The sequence below is a fragment of the Pantoea sp. USHLN298 genome (genome assembly GCF_037149395.1).
In the GTDB taxonomy this organism is placed as follows: domain Bacteria; phylum Pseudomonadota; class Gammaproteobacteria; order Enterobacterales; family Enterobacteriaceae; genus Pantoea; species Pantoea astica.
Map to the genome: position 1 here is coordinate 656,487 of NZ_JBBCRO010000003.1, position 19,251 is coordinate 675,737.

General features: G+C 56.8%; 15 protein-coding genes and 1 rRNA gene. 13 read left to right on the forward strand and 3 right to left on the reverse strand.

The genetic code is table 11. The features are described from left to right. The first annotated feature begins 6 nt into the window (after window positions 1-6). The 8 genes from nrdF (at window position 7) to emrB (ending at window position 10,421) form a co-directional block, all read left to right on the forward strand. The gene (gene nrdF / locus WFK59_RS11000; protein WP_233987331.1) at window positions 7-966 is read left to right on the forward strand and encodes a class 1b ribonucleoside-diphosphate reductase subunit beta; all 960 of its coding nucleotides are present in this window, start codon (window positions 7-9) and stop codon (window positions 964-966) included. Window positions 967-1,463: 497 nt separating this feature from the next. Further along, window positions 1,464-2,660: a glycine betaine/L-proline ABC transporter ATP-binding protein ProV gene (gene proV, locus WFK59_RS11005; RefSeq protein WP_336755788.1), complete on the forward strand. Its 1,197-nt coding sequence runs from the start codon at window positions 1,464-1,466 to the stop codon at window positions 2,658-2,660. Then, the gene (proW, locus tag WFK59_RS11010; RefSeq protein WP_336755789.1) at window positions 2,657-3,751 is read left to right on the forward strand and encodes a glycine betaine/L-proline ABC transporter permease ProW; all 1,095 of its coding nucleotides are present in this window, start codon (window positions 2,657-2,659) and stop codon (window positions 3,749-3,751) included. The genes proV and proW overlap by 4 nt, the downstream gene beginning before the upstream one ends. Window positions 3,752-3,803: 52 nt before the next feature. After that, entirely contained in the window at window positions 3,804-4,802 is a 999-nt protein-coding gene (proX, locus tag WFK59_RS11015; RefSeq protein ID WP_233987328.1) for a glycine betaine/L-proline ABC transporter substrate-binding protein ProX, read from the forward strand. Between the two features lie 721 nt (window positions 4,803-5,523). Beyond that, window positions 5,524-6,711 (forward strand): MFS transporter, encoded by a 1,188-nt coding sequence (locus WFK59_RS11020; RefSeq protein ID WP_336755790.1) that lies wholly within the window; start codon window positions 5,524-5,526, stop codon window positions 6,709-6,711. A gap of 304 nt (window positions 6,712-7,015) precedes the next feature. Then, the gene (mprA, locus tag WFK59_RS11025) at window positions 7,016-7,546 is read left to right on the forward strand and encodes a transcriptional repressor MprA (protein ID WP_031376453.1); all 531 of its coding nucleotides are present in this window, start codon (window positions 7,016-7,018) and stop codon (window positions 7,544-7,546) included. A 150-nt stretch (window positions 7,547-7,696) separates the two neighbouring features. Next, window positions 7,697-8,869 carry a multidrug efflux MFS transporter periplasmic adaptor subunit EmrA gene (gene emrA, locus WFK59_RS11030; RefSeq protein WP_233987326.1) on the forward strand — a complete coding sequence of 391 codons (1,173 nt, stop codon included), beginning with the start codon at window positions 7,697-7,699 and terminating at the stop codon, window positions 8,867-8,869. Window positions 8,870-8,885: 16 nt separating this feature from the next. Then, entirely contained in the window at window positions 8,886-10,421 is a 1,536-nt protein-coding gene (emrB, locus tag WFK59_RS11035; protein ID WP_233987325.1) for a multidrug efflux MFS transporter permease subunit EmrB, read from the forward strand. A gap of 37 nt (window positions 10,422-10,458) precedes the next feature. Here emrB and WFK59_RS11040 read toward each other — a convergent pair whose 3' ends face one another. Then, on the reverse strand, window positions 10,459-11,640 hold the full coding sequence (locus WFK59_RS11040) for a tRNA/rRNA methyltransferase (RefSeq protein ID WP_233987324.1): 1,182 nt from the start codon (window positions 11,638-11,640) through the stop codon (window positions 10,459-10,461). A 158-nt stretch (window positions 11,641-11,798) separates the two neighbouring features. Between WFK59_RS11040 and trxC the strand changes: the two genes are divergently transcribed. From trxC to WFK59_RS11070, 5 genes are all read left to right on the forward strand, one after another. Continuing rightward, window positions 11,799-12,218: a thioredoxin TrxC gene (gene trxC / locus WFK59_RS11045; RefSeq protein ID WP_233987323.1), complete on the forward strand. Its 420-nt coding sequence runs from the start codon at window positions 11,799-11,801 to the stop codon at window positions 12,216-12,218. A gap of 81 nt (window positions 12,219-12,299) precedes the next feature. Continuing rightward, window positions 12,300-12,977, forward strand: coding sequence for a tRNA-uridine aminocarboxypropyltransferase (locus WFK59_RS11050; RefSeq protein ID WP_233987322.1), 678 nt, complete (start codon window positions 12,300-12,302; stop codon window positions 12,975-12,977). 125 nt (window positions 12,978-13,102) lie between these two features. Further along, window positions 13,103-15,760 (forward strand): bifunctional acetate--CoA ligase family protein/GNAT family N-acetyltransferase, encoded by a 2,658-nt coding sequence (locus WFK59_RS11055; RefSeq protein ID WP_336755791.1) that lies wholly within the window; start codon window positions 13,103-13,105, stop codon window positions 15,758-15,760. A 117-nt stretch (window positions 15,761-15,877) separates the two neighbouring features. Beyond that, complete coding sequence (pssA, locus tag WFK59_RS11065) at window positions 15,878-17,233, forward strand: CDP-diacylglycerol--serine O-phosphatidyltransferase (RefSeq protein WP_336755792.1); 1,356 nt, start codon at window positions 15,878-15,880, stop codon at window positions 17,231-17,233. 29 nt (window positions 17,234-17,262) lie between these two features. Beyond that, window positions 17,263-17,580, forward strand: a complete 318-nt coding sequence (locus tag WFK59_RS11070; protein ID WP_233987319.1) for a YfiM family lipoprotein — start codon at window positions 17,263-17,265, stop codon at window positions 17,578-17,580. A gap of 5 nt (window positions 17,581-17,585) precedes the next feature. Here the strand turns inward: WFK59_RS11070 and WFK59_RS11075 are convergent, their stop codons facing one another. Together WFK59_RS11075 and rrf are read right to left on the reverse strand one after the other, a co-directional pair. Next, window positions 17,586-18,875, reverse strand: a complete 1,290-nt coding sequence (locus WFK59_RS11075) for an MFS family transporter (RefSeq protein WP_233987318.1) — start codon at window positions 18,873-18,875, stop codon at window positions 17,586-17,588. 267 nt (window positions 18,876-19,142) lie between these two features. Then, window positions 19,143-19,251, reverse strand: a 5S ribosomal RNA gene (gene rrf, locus WFK59_RS11080); the annotation flags it as partial.

Consider the following 19,251-nt stretch of genomic DNA (forward strand, 5'->3'; position numbering starts at 1 on the left):
AAAACTATGCAACTAAAACAGATTCAGGCAATTAACTGGAACCGGATTCAGGATGAGAAAGATCTTGAGGTCTGGAACCGTCTCACCAGCAACTTCTGGCTACCGGAAAAGGTGCCGCTTTCCAACGATCTGCCCGCCTGGCAGACGCTGGATAACCAGCAGCAACAGCTGACCATCCGCGTCTTCACTGGCCTGACGCTGCTCGACACCATTCAGAATGTGATTGGCGCGCCGGGGCTAATGGAGGATGCGCTGACGCCACACGAAGAGGCGGTGCTGTCGAACATCAGCTTTATGGAGGCGGTTCATGCCCGCTCCTACAGTTCGATCTTCTCGACCCTGTGTAATACGCAGGATGTCGATGCGGCCTACCAGTGGAGCGAAGAGAATGTGCCGCTGCAAAACAAAGCGCGCATCATTCTTGAGCACTACCGGGCAGATGATCCGCTGAAGAAAAAAATCGCCAGCGTGTTTCTGGAGTCGTTTCTGTTCTACTCCGGCTTCTGGCTGCCGATGTACTGGTCAAGCCGCGGCAAGCTGACCAATACCGCCGATCTGATCCGTCTGATTATTCGTGATGAGGCGGTCCACGGTTACTACATCGGTTATAAGTTCCAGAAAGCGCTGGAAACCGCTGACGATCTGCGTCGCGAGGAGCTGCAACAGTTCGCTTACGACCTGCTGCTGGCGCTGTATGAGAATGAAGTCGCCTATACCGAAGCGCTCTATGCTGATGTCGGCTGGGTCGAAGAGGTGAAGACCTTTTTGCACTATAACGCCAATAAGGCGCTGATGAACCTGGGTTATGAGGCACTGTTCCCGGCGGAACTCACGGCGGTGAATCCGGCTATCCTGTCTGCGCTTTCACCGAACGCGGATGAAAACCACGATTTCTTCTCCGGTTCCGGCTCTTCCTATGTGATGGGAAAAGCGGTCGAAACCGAAGACGAAGACTGGAACTTCTGATCCCTGCCGGGCGTGCTGCCACCGCGCCCGGACCTTACCGGTTATCCCCTTCCCTGCCCGCCAGTTGCGGTTTAGTTGAGCAGATGGCAGCTCGTGCCGCCTCGCGAAACCCTTTTTTCGCTGCACTTCAGCCGGTCAAAAGAGTTTTTGAACAGTGGCGATTATTCACCTGAAATTTGCGATTATTCAGATAATTATTTTACGCTGTCAGACGCCATTATTTCGGTAATATTTCCCGTTTGCAGGCGCTAATTTCCCGCCTTTGCGGCCGAAAACCGGCCAGAAGGCCAATAATTTCCACTTCCTTTCATAAAAAATTAATCTGCGCTGATCCCTTGTGAGCACTGGCGATAATCGGCATCAGCCCGCCAGCGGCTACGCCAATATCCGCCATCAGGGTTGTCAGATAATCTCAGTATGCTACGGTATGGCCTGCTCAAATTTCAGCGGGACAGGCAGAATAATATTAAATAATTCAACCAGGATTTAATGACTGCATGGCAATAAAACTCGAAGTAAAGAACCTCTATAAGATATTTGGCGACAATCCGGATCGCGCATTTAAATATATTGAACAGGGTGCAACCAAAGATGTGATTCTGGAGAAGACCGGTCTTTCTCTCGGAGTAAAGAACGCCAGTCTGGCCATTGAAGAAGGCGAGATATTCGTCATCATGGGGTTATCCGGTTCAGGAAAATCGACCATGGTTCGCCTTCTCAATCGTCTGATAGAGCCGACACGCGGCCAGGTGATTATTGATGGTGTCGATATTGCGAAAATATCGGATAGCGAACTGCGCGAAGTTCGCCGAAATAAAATCAGCATGGTATTCCAGTCATTTGCTTTGATGCCGCATATGAATGTCATAAATAATACCGCCTTCGGCATGGAATTAGCCGGAATAGCGCTGGCTGAACGGCAGGAAAAAGCATTAGAGGCGTTACGCCAGGTTGGCCTGGAGAATTATGCTCATGCTTACCCGGATGAACTTTCCGGCGGCATGCGTCAGCGTGTTGGATTAGCCCGCGCGCTGGCGATTAATCCCGACATATTATTAATGGATGAAGCCTTCTCTGCGCTGGACCCGTTGATTCGAACCGAAATGCAGGATGAGCTGGTCAATTTACAGGCCCGCCATCAGCGCACCATCGTCTTTATTTCCCACGATCTGGATGAAGCGATGCGTATTGGCGATCGTATTGCCATTATGCAGGGCGGCGAAGTGGTGCAGGTCGGCACACCCGATGAGATCCTGAATAATCCCGCCAATGACTACGTGCGCACTTTCTTCCGCGGCGTCGATATCAGCCACGTCTTCAGCGCCAAAGATATCGCCCGTCGCAGCGCCGGCGCGTTAATCCGCAAAGCGGCCGGTTTTGGTCCACGCTCCGCCATCAAACTGCTACAGGATGAAGATCGCGATTACGGCTACGTGCTGGAGAAGCAGAAATTCATCGGTGTGGTCTCCACGGATTCACTGAAAGCGGCGCTGGCAGCTGGCGAAGGGCTGGACAGCGCGCTGCTCGACGCACCCGCGGCGGTTCCTGCCGATACCTCACTCAACGATTTGCTCTCTCACGTTGCTCAGGCACCCTGCGCGGTGCCGGTAGTCGGAGAAGAAAATCAGTACGTCGGTATCATTTCCAAAAGCACGCTGTTGCGCGCATTAGATCGTGAAGGAGCCCAGCCATGAGTCAGGAAACCAGCAATCCGTGGGATACCGCCAGTGCTGCTCCCGCCAGCAGCCAGGCCGCACCGGCCACCAGCGGCGGCGCTGACGCCTGGGGCGCGCCGGATGGCAGCACGACACCGGATGCCGCCAGCAGTGACTGGCTGCACAGCGCACCGGCGGCCCAGCCAGAACATTTCAATCTTCTGGACCCGTTTCACAAAACCTGGATACCGCTCGATCACTGGGTGACTAACGGTATCGACTGGGTAGTGAATCACTTTCGTCCGCTGTTCCAGGGGATTCGGGTACCGGTCGATTATATTCTTAGCGCGTTCCAGCAACTGCTGCTGGGGATGCCCGCGCCGGTAGCCATCCTGGTCTTCGCGCTGATCGCCTGGCAGATTGCCAGCCCGGCAATGGGGATCGCAACGCTGATTTCGCTGGTGCTGATTGGTGCGATTGGTGCCTGGTCGCAGGCGATGGTGACGCTGGCGCTGGTTCTCACCGCGCTGCTGTTCTGTATCCTGATCGGCCTGCCGCTGGGGATCTGGCTGGCCCGCAGTCAGCGCGCCGCACGCATTGTCCGGCCGCTGCTGGATGCGATGCAGACCACACCCGCCTTCGTTTATCTGGTGCCGATTGTCATGCTGTTTGGTATCGGCAACGTGCCTGGCGTGGTGGTCACCATTATCTTCGCCCTGCCGCCGATTGTGCGTCTGACGATTCTCGGGATTAAGCAGGTGCCTGCCGACCTGATCGAAGCGAGTGAATCCTTCGGTGCCAGTCCGCGTCAGCTGCTGTTTAAAGTGCAGCTGCCGCTGGCGATGCCGACCATTATGGCGGGCGTTAACCAGACCCTGATGCTGGCGCTGTCGATGGTGGTGATTGCCTCGATGATTGCCGTCGGCGGACTGGGCCAGATGGTCCTGCGCGGTATTGGCCGTCTCGATATGGGTCTGGCGACCGTCGGCGGCGTCGGCATTGTGATCCTCGCCATCATCCTCGATCGTCTGACTCAATCCTTTGGCCGTGATAACCGCAGCCGTGGCAACCGTCACTGGTACCACAGCGGCCCGATTGGCCTGATCCTCTCTCCGTTTCGTAAGAAATGAGTTTTCGGGCGGCACCCGCGTGTCGCCCGCTCGCAAAAAATAAGGAATCACTATGCGCAAGACAGCTCCTCTGCTCGCCGCCGTGTTAGCCACATTGACTGTTTCACAGGCCTCTGCAGCCGATCTGCCCGGCAAAGGCATCACGGTGAAGCCCATTCAGAGCACCATTTCTGAAGAAACCTTCCAGACGCTGATTGTCAGCCGCGCGCTGGAAAAACTCGGTTATCAGGTAGAGAAACCGAGTGAAGTGGATTACAACGTCGGCTATACCTCGATTGCCGCTGGCGATGCGACCTTTATTGCCACCAACTGGAAGCCGCTGCACGATGATATGTATAAAGCCGCAGGCGGTGATGCGAAGTTTTATCGCCAGGGGACTTACGTCACCGGTGCCGCCCAGGGCTATCTGATCGATAAAAAAACCGCAGAAAAGTACCACATCACCAATATTGAACAGCTGAAAGATCCTAAGATCGCCGCGCTGTTTGATACCAACGGCGACGGCAAGGCGGACCTGACCGGTTGTACTCCAGGCTGGGGCTGTGAAGCGGTGATTAATCATCAGATCGAAGCCTTTGGCCTGAGTAAAACCGTTGAGCACAATCAGGGGAACTATTCCGCGATGATTGCCGACACCATTACCCGATTTAAGCAGGCTAAGCCGATCCTCTATTACACCTGGACGCCTTACTGGGTCAGCGACGTGATGAAGCCGGGCCGCGATGTCACCTGGCTGCAGGTGCCGTTCTCTTCCATGCCGGGCGAGCAGAAAAACGTCGATACTAAACTGGCTAACGGCGCTAACTACGGCTTCCCGGTCAACACCATGCACATTGTGGCGAATAAAGCCTGGGCTGAGAAAAACCCGGCGGCGGCAAAACTGTTCGCAGAGATGAAACTGCCACTGGCCGATATCAATGCGGAAAACGCCGCGATGCATGCCGGCCAGTCGTCAGAAGAGGCGATCAATGGTCACGTCGATGGCTGGATCAAAGCCCATCAGGCCGAATTTGATAAGTGGGTCAGTGACGCCCAGGCCGCCGCGAAATAACGCCTCTCTTCTCCCTCAGGGCGGACCTTGTCCGTAATGCTGATCGGTTAAGGTTACATTTGCAAAGGCTGTCACGGTTAAACGTGGCAGCTTTTTTTTGGGTGAGTGTGCCGGAGTGCGGGCCAGAGCACTTCTGCTGCTGCCGGGCCGTCCTCGCGCCGCTGCGCGGTTCCTTCGGCTTTGACGTCGTGCCGACGAACCGTTCGGGGATCGGCCCTCCCTGGCCGGCCCCGAACTCTCCACGCTTCCCGGCGTGGCGTTCTGGCCCAACGTCACGCCTCAGCGCTGCGGATAGCCCTTTCAGCAGCAGAGGCGCTCAGGCCTCTACCATCGTGCCCTTTTTAACAACATGCACTGAAGTTTCAGAGCAGGCTGGGGCCGATCAGGGGCAGGCAATCCGCAGCGCTGAGCAGAATGGGTCTGCCAGGAGAGCCCGCAGGACGCGGGCGAAAGGCGGGGCGGCACAGGATGTGCCATCCCCGGCGGTCCGTCAGGCAGAGGAATGAAGTGAAGGAACCGCGCAGCGGCGCGAGGACCGCCAGCCCCGGAGCGGCACCAGACTGCGTTATCACCTGCTGCTTACTGACAAGCATTACGGACCTTGTCCGCCCTTTTTTGTGTCTGTTAAGCAAACTGGTATGGCCTGTTAATAAAGATGCGTGTGAAATAGTTTTTTGAGTTATTATTACCATCTTATGATTATTAGCTGCCGTTGTTGTTTATGAATGCTTCCCGTCAGGGTCTGACGCCTGCTCTGGTTATGCTGATGTCGGTGGCCACCGGGCTTTCCGTTGCCAGCAACTATTACGTCCAGCCTCTGCTCAGTACCATTGCTCATCAGTTCGATCTCTCTGTCAGCCTCGCCGGTTTTATCGTGACCACGGCGCAGCTGGGTTACGCCTGCGGACTGTTGCTGCTGGTGCCGCTGGGTGACAGATTGGAACGCCGCAGCCTGATCGTCACCATGATCCTGCTGGCGGCGGCAGGCATGGTGATGATCGCCCTGTCGCGCTCTTTCCTGTTTTTGCTGCTCGGCACGCTAATGACCGGTCTGTTCTCGGTGGCGGCGCAGATTCTGGTGCCGCTGGCCGCCACTCTGGCCGAACCGGAACGGCGTGGCAAAATTGTCGGCACGGTGATGAGTGGCCTGCTGCTGGGTATCCTGCTGGCGCGAACCGTGGCCGGTGGACTGGCGCAACTCGGCGGCTGGCGCACGGTTTACTGGACCGCCAGCCTGTTGATGGGCGTCATGGCGCTGGCGCTGTGGCACTTCCTGCCGCGCGTCAGCGTGTCGGTGACGATGAGTTACCGCCAGCTGCTGACATCTATTTTCAGGCTTTACGCCAGCAATCGGGTGATCCGGACCCGCGCCTGGACCGGCTGTCTCTCTTTTGCCAACTTCAGCCTGTTGTGGACCTCGATGGCCTTTTTGCTTTCTGCTTCGCCTTACCACTTTTCAGAAGGTGAAATTGGCCTGCTGGGGCTGGTGGGTGCCGCGGGTGCGCTGGCGGCACGTCAGGCGGGTTCACTGGCGGATAAAGGCAAAGCGAAGCTAACTACCCGCGTCGGCCTGCTGATTATGCTGCTGTCGTGGCTGCCAATCGCACTGGGCGCGCACTCTCTGGCGGCACTGATTGTCGGCATCCTGTTGCTGGATCTGGCGGTACAGGCGGTGCATATCACCAATCAAAGCGTGATTTATGCCCAGTTGCCGGACGCGCGTAACCGCCTCAATGCCGGTTACATGACCAGTTATTTTATCGGCGGCGCAGTGGGTTCACTGCTTTCCGCCACCGCCTACCATCTGTCAGGCTGGTACGGCGTATGTAGCGCAGGCGTCGTGCTGACGCTGGTTAACCTGTTGATTTGGTTTAAAGGCCAGCGATTTGAGCAGGCAAAAATGAGCTGAAGCGCAGGCCGGATAGCTGATTGAGTCTGGTCACAAATGGTTAGGTTTGTTATGGTTAGTGATAAACCTATTCACTTCAGTTATTTTTCCTCGCGAAATTATTAAATTCGACACCTTTTTGATCACGTCCCGGCACGTTCACTGTCGCCGGGCGTACGGGTTTTTAACCCAGGGCCAGGGAATGGCCTGGAGTCGCCTGTTGGTGGCAGTGTGACCGTATCCGCTCTCACCTGCCGAAAATGTGACTACGCTTAATCTGTCACCATAGTTATTATACAAGTTGCAATTAGTGAGGTTTTTTTTAATGGAAAGTTCGTTTACTCCCATTGAGCAGATGCTTAACATCCGTGCCAATCGCCATAAGGATTTTCCGTTGCAGGAAATTATCCTGACGCGTCTCTGTATGCACATGCAGGGTAAACTGCTGGACAACCGCAACAAGATGCTGAAGGCCCAGGGAATCAACGAAACCCTGTTCATGGCATTGATTACGCTGGATGCGCAGGAGAACCAGAGTATTCAGCCGTCAGAGCTGAGCTCGGCACTGGGTTCATCACGTACCAACGCCACGCGTATTGCTGATGAGCTGGAAAAGCGCGGCTGGATCGAGCGCCGCGAAAGCGATCACGACCGTCGCTGTCTGCACCTGCACCTGACCGAAAAAGGCAATGAGTTCCTGCGTCAGCTGCTGCCACCCCAGCATCAGAGCCTGCAATATCTCTGGTCATCACTGTCGGTCGATGAGAAGTCCCAGCTGGAAGGCATCACCCGTAAGTTACTTAACCGCCTCGATAAAATGGATGAAGATCAGTTGATCGCCTCACTGTCCCGCTAATAGCAAGAAGTGCGACACAATCACCTGTCGAAACCGTTATTTTAATTTCCTTTTTTATCCGGCCAGCGCTCAGTCGCTGGCTTTTTCGACTCGGGCGCTGGCGGGAATGGATTCCTGCATCCCGACTAAATGGAAAACGTGGAGAAAGACATGAGTGCAACGGCAGAAGCACAAAGCCCGCAACCGTCAGCGAACAAAAAGAAGAAGCGCAAAAGTGTGCTCATCGTGCTGGCGCTGATCTTTGTGCTGATTGGTATTGCCTGGGGAGTTTACTGGTTCCTGGTGCTGCGCCATTTTCAGGAAACTGACGACGCCTACGTGGCGGGGAATCAGGTGCAGGTGATGGCGCAGGTTTCCGGTAGCGTCAATAAAGTCTGGTTTGAAGATACCGACTTCGTTAAAAAAGGCGATGTGCTGGTTTCGCTGGATAAAACCGATGCGGAACAGGCGTTTGAAAAAGCGCAAACCGCGCTGGCCACCAGCGTCCGCCAGACCCATCAACTGATGATCAACGCCAGGCAGTATCAGGCCACCATCACCTTACGGCAGACGGCGCTGGCTCAGGCAGAAGCTGACCTGAAGCGTCGTGAGCCGCTGGGTGCGTCGAATCTGATTGGTCGTGAAGAGTTGCAGCACGCCCGCGACGCGGTGGCCTCTGCCAAAGCTGAACTGGACGTAGCGGTACAGCAGTACAACGCCAATCAGGCGATGATCCTCAATACCTCGCTGGAAAACCAGCCGGCGGTGAAACAGAGCGCCGCGGAACTGCGTGATGCCTGGCTGGCGCTGCAGCGTACCGACATCCGTAGCCCGATGGACGGTTTTGTCTCGCGTCGTAGCGTGCAGGTCGGCTCGCAAATCTCCCCCAGCACGCCGCTGCTGGCTGTCGTGCCTGCAACGAATCTGTGGATCGACGCCAACTTTAAAGAGACTCAGCTGGCAGGCGTGCGCATCGGTCAGCCCGCCACGGTGGTTGCTGATATCTACGGCGATGACGTGGTCTACCACGGTAAAGTGGTCGGGTTAGATATGGGTACCGGCAGTGCGTTCTCCCTGCTGCCGGCACAGAACGCCACCGGTAACTGGATCAAAGTGGTTCAGCGTCTGCCGGTGCGTATCGAGCTTAACCCGCAGGATATCGCCCAGCATCCGTTGCGTATTGGTCTGTCGACGCTGGTGAAAATCGATACCACCAGCGCAGAGGGCAGCACCCTGGCGACCAGCGTGCGTCAGCAGGCGGCTTACAGCAGCAATGCGCTGGCGATTGACCTTGCGCCGGTCAATCAGCTGATCACCGATATCGTCCGCGCCAACGCCGGATGATGACGCGGAGGCTGTAATGGCACAAAAACCGCTTGAAGGGATGCCGCTGGTCTTAATGACCATTGCGCTGTCGCTGGCGACGTTCATGCAGGTACTGGACTCGACCATCGCCAACGTGGCTATCCCCACTATCGCCGGTAATCTCGGTGCCTCGAACTCGCAGGGCACCTGGGTCATCACCTCGTTTGGTGTGGCCAATGCGATCTCGATCCCGCTGACCGGCTGGCTGGCAAAACGCATCGGTGAAGTGAAGCTCTTTACCTGGTCCACCATTCTGTTTGCTATCGCCTCCTGGGCGTGCGGCATGTCAGACAGCCTGGAGATGCTGATCTTCTTCCGCGTCATTCAGGGGATCGTCGCGGGTCCATTGATCCCGCTGTCGCAAAGTCTGCTGCTCAACAACTATCCGCCCGCCAAGCGCAGTGTTGCGCTGTCGCTGTGGGCGATGACGGTGATCGTCGCACCGATCTGTGGCCCGATACTGGGCGGCTGGATCAGCGATAACTATCACTGGGGCTGGATCTTCTTTATCAACGTGCCGATTGGTGTGGCGGTGGTGATACTGACGCTGCAAACCCTGCGAGGCCGGGAAACCAAAACCGAAATCCGGCGGATCGATATGGTCGGGCTGGTGCTGCTGGTGGTGGGGATCGGCTGTTTGCAGGTGATGCTGGATCGCGGAAAGGAGCTCGACTGGTTTAACTCGTCCGAGATCATCGTGCTCGGGGTAGTGGCCGTGATTGCGCTGTCAGTCCTGCTGGTGTGGGAGCTGACTGACGATCACCCGATCATTGACCTGTCGCTGTTTAAGTCGCGCAACTTCACCATTGGCTGCCTGTCGATCAGTCTGGCTTATATGCTCTACTTCGGCTCGATTGTTCTGTTGCCGCAGCTGTTGCAGGAGGTCTACGGCTACACCGCAACCTGGGCCGGTCTGGCGTCTGCGCCGGTGGGGATTCTGCCGGTGATCCTGTCGCCGATCATCGGACGCTTTGCCCATAAGCTCGACATGCGACGGCTGGTCACGTTCAGCTTCATTATGTATGCCGTCTGCTTCTACTGGCGCGCGTATACGTTTGAACCGGGAATGGACTTTGGCGCCTCCGCCTGGCCGCAGTTTATTCAGGGCTTTGCCGTGGCCTGCTTCTTTATGCCGCTGACCACCATTACGCTATCGGGATTGCCGCCGGAGCGCATGGCCGCTGCCTCCAGCCTGTCGAACTTTATGCGTACCTTTGCAGGCTCGGTGGGAACGTCGATTACCACGACCATGTGGAGTAACCGCGAGTCGATGCATCATAGCTACCTGACGGAGTCGATCACCCCGTACAACGTCAATTCGCAGCAGATGTATAGCCAGCTGGAAAGTATGGGAATGACGCAGCAGCAGGCGTCGGCCTGGATCGCCCAGCAGATTACCAATCAGGGACTGATTATTTCAGCGAATGAAATTTTCTGGGCGTCGGCGGGGGTCTTTTTGATTCTGCTGGTGCTGATCTGGTTTGCCCGCCCGCCGTTTACCGCAGGCGGCGGTGGCGGTGGTGCGCACTGATGTGACAAAGCAAAACGGGCCTTTCGGCCCGTTTTTTTTATGCGTTCTGACGCCACCATTCGGCGAGCAGCACGCCGGTCGCCACCGATACGTTGAGGCTTTCAACGTTACCGGTACCGCCAATCGATACGCTCATATCACCCTGCTGGAAGGCGCTGTCAGACAGACCTTCACGCTCCTGACCCAGCACCAGCACCATTTTGGCCGGCAGCTCCGCTTTCGCCAGCGGCGTACCCTGATGGCTGGAGGTGGTCACGATGGTGTAACCGGCTTTCCGGAACGCTTCCAGACCTTCACTGAAGGTCGCGCCGCTGATTGCCTGCACATGTTCCGCGCCGCCTTCAGCAGTACGGACTGCGGCACCCGACTCCAGCAGAGAGGCGTCATTGACCAGCAGACCTTTCACGCCGAAATGCGCGCAGCTACGCATAATCGCGCCGAGGTTGTGCGGGTTGCTGACATCTTCCAGCGCCAGCACGCAATCTTTGGTGCCCGCCTGGCCCAGCCACTCTGATACGGCCATGCCCATGCGCTTTTTGATCAGGAAGCAGACGCCGCCATGATGCTCAGTACCGGAGGCTTTGGTGATCTCTGCATCTTCGACCACATGGTAGGCTTTGCGGTTTGCCGCCAGCCAGCGCAGCGCTTCGCGGAAACGCGGTGTCACTTCCTGAATAAACCAGGCGCGTACAATCGCTTCAGGACGGCTCTGGAACAGCGCCTGACAGGCGTTCTCACCATAGACGCGCGTCTCTTCGTTACGCTGACGACGGATCTGCTCGGGATCGACAAAGCTCTTACCGCTGATGCCACCGTGATCGGGCTTATCGCTTTCTGTCGCAGCCGGACGCTCTGACGGTGCGCGTGACACGGTACGCCACGGCGAATCGCTGTTGCTGTAAGCACCACGATTATCATCCGCGCGCTCGTTACGGCGACCTGCGCCTTCACCGCTACGGCGTGGTGCGCCACGACCGCCTTCGTCGCGACGGGCTGAGCCGCTGCGGGCGCCGTCATCGCTACGACGGCCAGCCGGGCGTCCGCCCTCTTCATTACGTTCAGTGCGGGGGCCAGAAGAACGACGATTATCATCCTGACGGGCAGCAGGACGGCCACCTTTGCCGGTACGCGGATTAGGCGCACGCGCGCTCTTATCATCCTCGCCACGTACGTACATCACTTTGACCTTGCCGCTTTTGCCTTTAAATTCGTCGTTCATATGTTCCTCCTGCATTGAGAGCGCGCAGATTACCTGATGTGCTGGCGCTTAGCTATCAACTATTGAACCTATAGAGCGATCCAGATTGAGAGGGCATTCGCCCCCTTTCATAATGGACAATATTACCAGAACGACACATTCCAACATCAGAGGTTTCTATGAATACGGTATGCGCTTCCTGTCAGGCAACTAATCGCGTTCCGGAAGAACGGCTTGCCGAAGGCGCAAAATGTGGTCGCTGTGGACACGGACTGTTTGATGGCGACGTGGTGAGCGCGACCGCCGCCACCTTAGACAAATATCTGCAGGACGATCTGCCGGTCGTGGTCGACTTCTGGGCACCGTGGTGCGGTCCCTGCGTTAACTTCGCGCCGGTGTTTAAAGAGGTCGCTGGCGAACGCAACGGTAAGGTTCGCTTTATTAAGGTGAATACCGAAGCAGAACCGGCGCTCAGTAGCCGTTTCCGCATTCGCAGTATTCCGACCATTATGTTGTTTAAGAACGGCGAGATGGTCGATATGCTGAATGGCGCGATGCCCAAAGCGCCTTTCAACGAGTGGCTCGACGAGTCACTTTAATCCGCTAAGGCCAGCCTCGCTGGCCTTTTCCTTTTCGGCGACGCTTCGATTACACTGTGGTTTTTCCTGCCCTGAATACTCATGTCTGATAATGCTGTTTTGCGCCTGCGCACCCAACGTCTTGCCCGTGCCACCCGCCCTTTTCTTGCGCGCGGTAATCGCGTGTTGCGCTGTCAGGGCTGTCTGCTGCCTGAGAAAAACTGTCTCTGCAGTGAAATCGTGCCGCAAACGGCGCGCAGCCGCTTTTGCCTGGTGATGTTCGATACCGAGCCGATGAAGCCGAGCAACACTGGCCGCCTGATTGCCGATATCCTGCCGGATACCCAGGCCTTCGGCTGGTCGCGCACTGAGCCCGACCCGCTGCTGCTCGACGCGGTACGCAACCCTGATTATCAGCCGCTGGTGGTCTTTCCGGCCGCCTATGCCGACCCCGGCCGCGAAGTGCTGACCGCCCCGCCACGCAGCGGCAAACCTCCACTGTTTATTATGCTGGATGGCACCTGGACCGAGGCGCGGAAGATGTTTCGCAAAAGCCCGTGGCTCGACGCCCTGCCGGTGATGTCGCTGACGGTAACGGCCCCGTCGCGCTATACGCTGCGAGAGGCGCACGGCGAGGGCCAGCACTGCACCGCTGAAGTGGCGGCGGCGCTGCTGGAACAGGCGGGCGATCGCCCGGCGGCCCAGGCGTTATCCCACCATTTTGAACAGTTCCGTGCCGCCTATCTGGCCGGCAAGCCGCATCATCCCACCTCAGGTTAAGCGATGCCGGTGTTGAGCGTCGTCGCCGGCTGAGCGGGTTCGATTGCTCAGCCTGCGATCTGCCCGGAAGCACTGACGGCGAAAAGCGTTTACAATCACGCAAATCCCGATCTCTGGAGGGCGAGATGAGCCAACGCGGACTGGAAGCGCTGTTAAGACCCAAATCCATTGCGGTAATCGGCGCCTCGGTAACGCCGGGACGTGCCGGTTACTTTATGATGCGTAATCTGCTGGCCGGCGGTTTTGGCGGTCCGGTATTACCGGTCACGCCCAAATACAAAGCCGTCAGTGGCGTGCTGGCCTGGCCTGACATCGACAGTCTGCCGTTTGCGCCGGATCTGGCTATCATCTGCACCCACTCAAAACGTAATCTGACACTGCTGCAGCAGCTGGGTGAAAAAGGCTGCAAGGCCTGCATTATTCTCTCTGCTCCCGCCAGCCAGCGGGAAGAACTCAAAGCCTGCGCCAGCCAGTGGCAGATACGGCTGCTAGGACCGAACAGTCTGGGCCTGCTGGCACCGTGGCAGGGGCTGAACGCCAGCTTCTCGCCGGTGCCGATTGCCAAAGGGCGCATCGCATTCATTTCACAATCCGCCGCGGTCTCCAATACCATCCTCGACTGGGCGCAACAGCGCAATCTCGGCTTCTCCTGGTTTATCGCACTGGGTGATAGCCTGGACACTGATGTGGATGATCTGCTCGATTTTCTGGCGCGCGACGGTAAAACCAGCGCCATCCTGCTCTATCTCGAACATCTCAGCGATGCCCGGCGCTTTGTTTCCGCCTCGCGTAGCGCATCACGTAATAAGCCCATTCTGGTGATCAAGAGCGGCCGCAGCCGTCAGGCGCAGGCGCTGCTCGGCAGCCACAGCGGGCTGGATGCGGCCTGGGACGCGGCCATTCAACGCGCAGGCCTGTTGCGGGTGCAGGATACTCATGAACTCTTCTCTGCCGTCGAGTCGCTGAGCCACATGCGGCCGCTGCGCGGTGAACGGTTGATGATTATCAGTAACGGTGCGGCGCCCGCTGCGCTGGCGCTGGACGAGCTGTATGCGCGTAACGGCAAGCTGGCCCAGCTTAGTGATGAGATGCGTCAGCAACTGGAGACGCTGCTGCCCGCCGGTGCCGGTCACGGCAACCCGCTTGATTTAAAGGATGACGCGACACCGGATCGCTACGTGGCCTGCGTCGAGTGTTTGCTCGACAGTCATGAGCTGGATGCGCTGATGATTATTCATGCCCCGAGCGCGGTCGCGCCCGCGACCGAAACGGCCAATCGTCTCATCGCCGCCATTGCGGCGCACCCGCGCGGCAAGCAGGTCACGCTGCTGACTAACTGGAGCGGCGAATTCTCCTCTCAGGCCGCGCGCCGTGCTTTTACCCAGGCGGGAATTCCGACCTGGCGGACGCCGGAAGGCACCGTGACCGCGTTTATGCATCAGGTTGAATATCGGCGCAATCAGAAGCAACTGCGTGAGACGCCCGCTCTGCCAGCCAGCCTGACCCAGGACAGCGCACACGCCCACCAGCTGCTGTCGCAGGCGCTCGATCGCGGCATTACGGCGCTGGATACCCATGAGGTGCAGCCGGTGCTTCAGGCCTACGGGCTGGCGACGCTGCCGACCTGGATCGCCAGCGACAGCGCCGCAGCGGTGGCCATTGCCGATCAGATTGGCTATCCGGTGGCGCTGAAGCTGCGCTCGCCCGATATCGCCCATAAATCAGATGTCCAGGGTGTGATGCTCTATCTTCGCAACGCCAGCGAAGTCGAACGCGCCGCGGAGGCAATCTTTGATCGGGTGCGTCAGACGCTCCCGCAGGCGCGGATTGAAGGCCTGCTGGTGCAAAGCATGGCGAACCGGGCCGGAGCGCAGGAACTGCGGGTGGTGGTGGAACAGGATGCACTATTCGGTCCGGTCATTATGCTGGGCGAAGGCGGTGTTGAATGGCAGGCGGATAAACAAGCCGCCGTGGCGCTGCCGCCGCTGAATATGACTCTGGCGCGCTATCTGGTGATCCAGGCGATTAAAAGCGGCAAGATTCGCAGCCGAAGCGCCCTCAATCCGCTGGATATCGCCGGTCTCAGTCAGTTGCTGGTGCAGGTCTCCAACCTGGTGGTGGACTGCCCGGAGATTCAGCGGCTGGATATTCATCCGCTGCTGGCGGCCGGTAACGACTTTACGCTGCTGGATGTCACGCTCACGCTGGCACCGTTCAGTGGCGATAACGAAGCACGCCTGGCAATCCGCCCCTATCCGCAGCATCTGGAAGAACAGGTGCAGTTAAAGGATGGGCAGAGCTGCCTGTTCCGCCCGATCCTGCCTGAAGATGAACCGCTGCTACGCGACTTTATTGGCCAGGTGACCAAAGAAGATCTCTATTACCGCTACTTCAGCGAAATCAGCGAGTTTACGCATGAGGATCTCGCCAACATGACGCAAATCGACTATGACCGGGAGATGGCGATCGTGGCGGTGCGTCAGCAGCAGGGCAAGCCAGAGATTATCGGCGTGACCCGCGCCATCTCTGATGCTGATAACATTGACGCCGAGTTTTCCGTGCTGGTGCGCTCCGATCTTAAAGGGCTCGGCATGGGCCGTCGGTTGCTGGAAAAGATGATCCGCTATACCCGGCATCACGGCTTGCAACAATTGAACGGTATCACTATGCCGCATAATCGCGGCATGATTACCCTGGCGCGCAAGCTCAACTTTCATGTTGATATTCAACTGGATGACGGTATTGTCAGCCTGAAACTGTCGCTGCAGGATGCGTTAAGCTAACCTTGTAGAGAAAGGTAAAAAACGCCCGGATCGCGACAGTTGATGTTATTATTTGTCGTTATGACCCTGATTTGATGGCAAAAGGCCATGCAATGAACAGAGAAGAAGTGCACTGTGATGTTGTCTAAATTTAAACGTAATAAACACCAACAACACCTCGCACAGCTGCCGAAACTGTCACAATCCGTTGCGGATGTGTCGACACTTTACTCGCCTGCCGAATTTCGTCAGACGCTGCTGGAGAAAATCGCGGCAGCGCAGACCCGTATCTGCATCGCGGCGCTTTATCTGGAAAACGACGACGCGGGTCGTGCGGTAATGAACGCGCTCTATGCAGCGAAACAGGCACGTCCTCAGCTGGATATTTCTATCCTGGTTGACTGGCATCGGGCGCAGCGTGGACGCATTGGCGCCGCACGCGGCCTGACCAATGCTGACTGGTATTGTGATATGGCCACTCAGCATGCTGACATTGCCATCCCGGTGTATGGCATTCCGGTCAATACCCGTGAAGCGCTGGGTGTACTGCACCTGAAAGGCTTCATTATTGATGACGAGCTGATTTACAGCGGCGCCAGTATTAATGATGTTTACCTGCATCAGCATGATAAATATCGTTATGATCGTTACCAGATTATCCGTAATCCGCAGCTGGCGGATACCATGTACGCGTGGATCAACCTTAATCTGAAGCAGGCAGAGGCCGTTAACCGGCTCGATTTTGCCGAGCGTCCTTCCAGCCCGGAAATAAAAAATGAAACGCGTCAGTTTCGTCAGGATCTCCGGGGATTCAACTATCAGTTTGAAGGGAATGCCAGCAATGAAGAGCTGGCAGTGACGCCGCTGGTCGGGCTGGGCAAGCATAGCCTGCTCAACAAGACGATCTTCCACCTGATGCCCTGCGCTGAACAGAAACTGACTATCTGCACGCCTTACTTCAACCTGCCGGCTTTACTGGTGCGCAATATTATTCACCTGCTGCGTCAGGGGAGACAGGTTGAGATTATCGTCGGCGATAAGACCGCCAATGACTTCTATATCGCCCCGGATCAGCCATTTAAAATTATTGGCGCCCTGCCCTATCTGTATGAGATTAACCTGCGTCGCTTCCTGAGCCGGCTGCAATACTACGTCACCAACGATCAGCTGATAGTGCGGTTATGGAAAGATGGCGATAACAGTTATCACCTCAAGGGCATGTGGGTGGATGATGAATGGCAGCTGATTACCGGCAACAATCTTAACCCTCGCGCCTGGCGGCTCGATCTGGAAAATGCGGTGTTGATTCACGATCCACTGCAACAGCTGGCGGATCAACGCGAAAAAGAGCTGACGCTGATTCGTCAGCACACCACGGTGGTGAAGCATTTCCGCGAGCTGGAGAGCATTGCCGACTATCCGGCTAAGGTGCGTAAACTCATCCGTCGTCTGCGCCGGATCCGTATCGATCGGTTAATCAGCCGCATCCTTTAACCTTCGCCCGCATAAGGCATTCATCCACTATGCGAATTTTGCTGTTTGCTGTGCTGTTGTGTAGTGGATGTGCCCATATGGCCGACGATCGCTGGACCGGGCGCGATAAAGCAGAACACTTTGTCGCCTCTGCGGCGCTGGCCGCGGCGGGCAGCGAATATGGTCAGCGTCAGCACCTCTCTACCCGGCAAAGTCATACGTTGGGGATCATGCTTTCGCTCAGTCTCGGGGCGGGTAAAGAGTGGTATGACAGCCGCCCGTCGGGTAGCGGCTGGAGCTGGAAAGATTTTGCCTGGGATGCCGCCGGTACCGCCAGCGGCATCGCCTTATGGAATCTCAGTCAGTAACGGGCTTATAGCTGAATCCCTTTCCCCCGCTTGTGCAGTAACAGCGACACCGCAAAAGCCACCGCGCCCATCGCTGAGACATACCAGAAGAAGGTCGTCTCTATTCCCTGTTGCTTCATCAGCAAGGCCACGTACTCCGCCGATCCGCCGAAGATAGCATTCGCCACCGCGTAAGAAAGCCCGACGCCTAATGCACGGACCTGAGGTGGGAACATCTCTGCTTTCAGAATGCCGCTGATGGCGGTGTAGAAACTGGTGATCAGCAGCGCCAGCATGATTAACAGGAAGGCGATGCCCGGGCTCTGAACATTCTGCAGCAGAGTCAGGATCGGCACGGTACAAATTGCCGCACCGGCACCAAAAATCATCATTGAAGTACGACGGCCAATTTTGTCCGACAGCGCACCGATAGCCGGTTGCAGTAGCATGAAGACCAGCAGTGCGCCGGTCATCAGGCCGCTGGCGGTTTTAGGGTCCATACCTGAGGTGTTAACCAGATACTTTTGCATATAGGTGGTGAAGGTATAGAAGCTCAGGGATCCACCGGCGGTGAAGCCCAGTACCATCAGGAACGGACGGGTATGATTGCGTAACAATCCCATCACGCTGCCCGCATCGCGGTGCTGACGGCTGCTCTTGTCAGAGGTTTCTTCCAGTGAGCGACGTAACCACAACGCAACCACGGCCAGCAAGGCCCCGAGGAAGAACGGGATGCGCCAGCCCCAGCTACGCAGCTCTGCATCGCTCAACACAAACTGCAGCACCACTACTGTCAGTACCGCGGCCAGCTGGCCACCGATCAGCGTGACATACTGGAATGAGGCGTAAAAACCTTTGCGTCCTTCCAGCGCCACCTCACTCATATAGGTGGCACTGGTGCCATATTCACCGCCGACAGATAATCCCTGGAACATGCGAGCCAGCAACAGAATGATCGGTGCCGCGATGCCAATAGCGTCATAGCCGGGTAAACAGGCGATCACCAGCGATCCAAAACACATCATGCACACTGAGATCAGCATGGAGCTTTTGCGCCCGTGCTTGTCACCGATGTAGCCGAACAGCCAGCCGCCGATAGGTCGCATCAGGAATCCGGCAGCAAATACGCCGGCCGTCTGTAAGAGTTGCGTGGTGGTATCGCCTTGCGGGAAGAAGATATGGGCAAAATAGAGGGAGAAGAATGAGTAGACGTAGAAGTCGAACCACTCCACCAGGTTACCCGATGAGGCGCCAACGATCGCCCAGATGCGCTTTTTGGTATCCTCTGTCTGACCTTTATTATTTATGGGTGTCATGCCTTGCCTCTGTTCCTTGCTGATTAGCAGCATTTAAAGAAGTGAGTAAAGCATTTAAGTTCACTACGGGTAAAGGCGGTGTATTCCGAGATTATAAATGTGAGCTACATCGCTAATTGCTGGAAAATCAGCGAGTTGTTCGGGGCAGACAGCAATAATTTTGCCCAGCAACGGTGAGGTGAGAACAGCAGCCAGCGGGGAGAATTGGCGATCTTCAGACGTAAAAAAGCCCCGCACTGCTGTGCGGGGCTTCTTCACTGATATAATGCCTGGCAGTTCCCTACTCTCGCATGGGGAGACCCCACACTACCATCGGCGCTACGGCGTTTCACTTCTGAGTTCGGCATGGGGTCAGGTGGGACCACCGCGCTACAGC

Coding starts and splice junctions, on each gene's coding strand:
- nrdF (WP_233987331.1), top strand. CDS start 7: ATGCAACTAAAACAGATTCAGGCAATTAACTGGAACCGGATTCAGGAT.
- proV (WP_336755788.1), top strand. CDS start 1,464: ATGGCAATAAAACTCGAAGTAAAGAACCTCTATAAGATATTTGGCGAC.
- proW (WP_336755789.1), top strand. CDS start 2,657: ATGAGTCAGGAAACCAGCAATCCGTGGGATACCGCCAGTGCTGCTCCC.
- proX (WP_233987328.1), top strand. CDS start 3,804: ATGCGCAAGACAGCTCCTCTGCTCGCCGCCGTGTTAGCCACATTGACT.
- WFK59_RS11020 (WP_336755790.1), top strand. CDS start 5,524: ATGAATGCTTCCCGTCAGGGTCTGACGCCTGCTCTGGTTATGCTGATG.
- mprA (WP_031376453.1), top strand. CDS start 7,016: ATGGAAAGTTCGTTTACTCCCATTGAGCAGATGCTTAACATCCGTGCC.
- emrA (WP_233987326.1), top strand. CDS start 7,697: ATGAGTGCAACGGCAGAAGCACAAAGCCCGCAACCGTCAGCGAACAAA.
- emrB (WP_233987325.1), top strand. CDS start 8,886: ATGGCACAAAAACCGCTTGAAGGGATGCCGCTGGTCTTAATGACCATT.
- WFK59_RS11040 (WP_233987324.1), bottom strand. CDS start 11,640: ATGAACGACGAATTTAAAGGCAAAAGCGGCAAGGTCAAAGTGATGTAC.
- trxC (WP_233987323.1), top strand. CDS start 11,799: ATGAATACGGTATGCGCTTCCTGTCAGGCAACTAATCGCGTTCCGGAA.
- WFK59_RS11050 (WP_233987322.1), top strand. CDS start 12,300: ATGTCTGATAATGCTGTTTTGCGCCTGCGCACCCAACGTCTTGCCCGT.
- WFK59_RS11055 (WP_336755791.1), top strand. CDS start 13,103: ATGAGCCAACGCGGACTGGAAGCGCTGTTAAGACCCAAATCCATTGCG.
- pssA (WP_336755792.1), top strand. CDS start 15,878: ATGTTGTCTAAATTTAAACGTAATAAACACCAACAACACCTCGCACAG.
- WFK59_RS11070 (WP_233987319.1), top strand. CDS start 17,263: ATGCGAATTTTGCTGTTTGCTGTGCTGTTGTGTAGTGGATGTGCCCAT.
- WFK59_RS11075 (WP_233987318.1), bottom strand. CDS start 18,875: ATGACACCCATAAATAATAAAGGTCAGACAGAGGATACCAAAAAGCGC.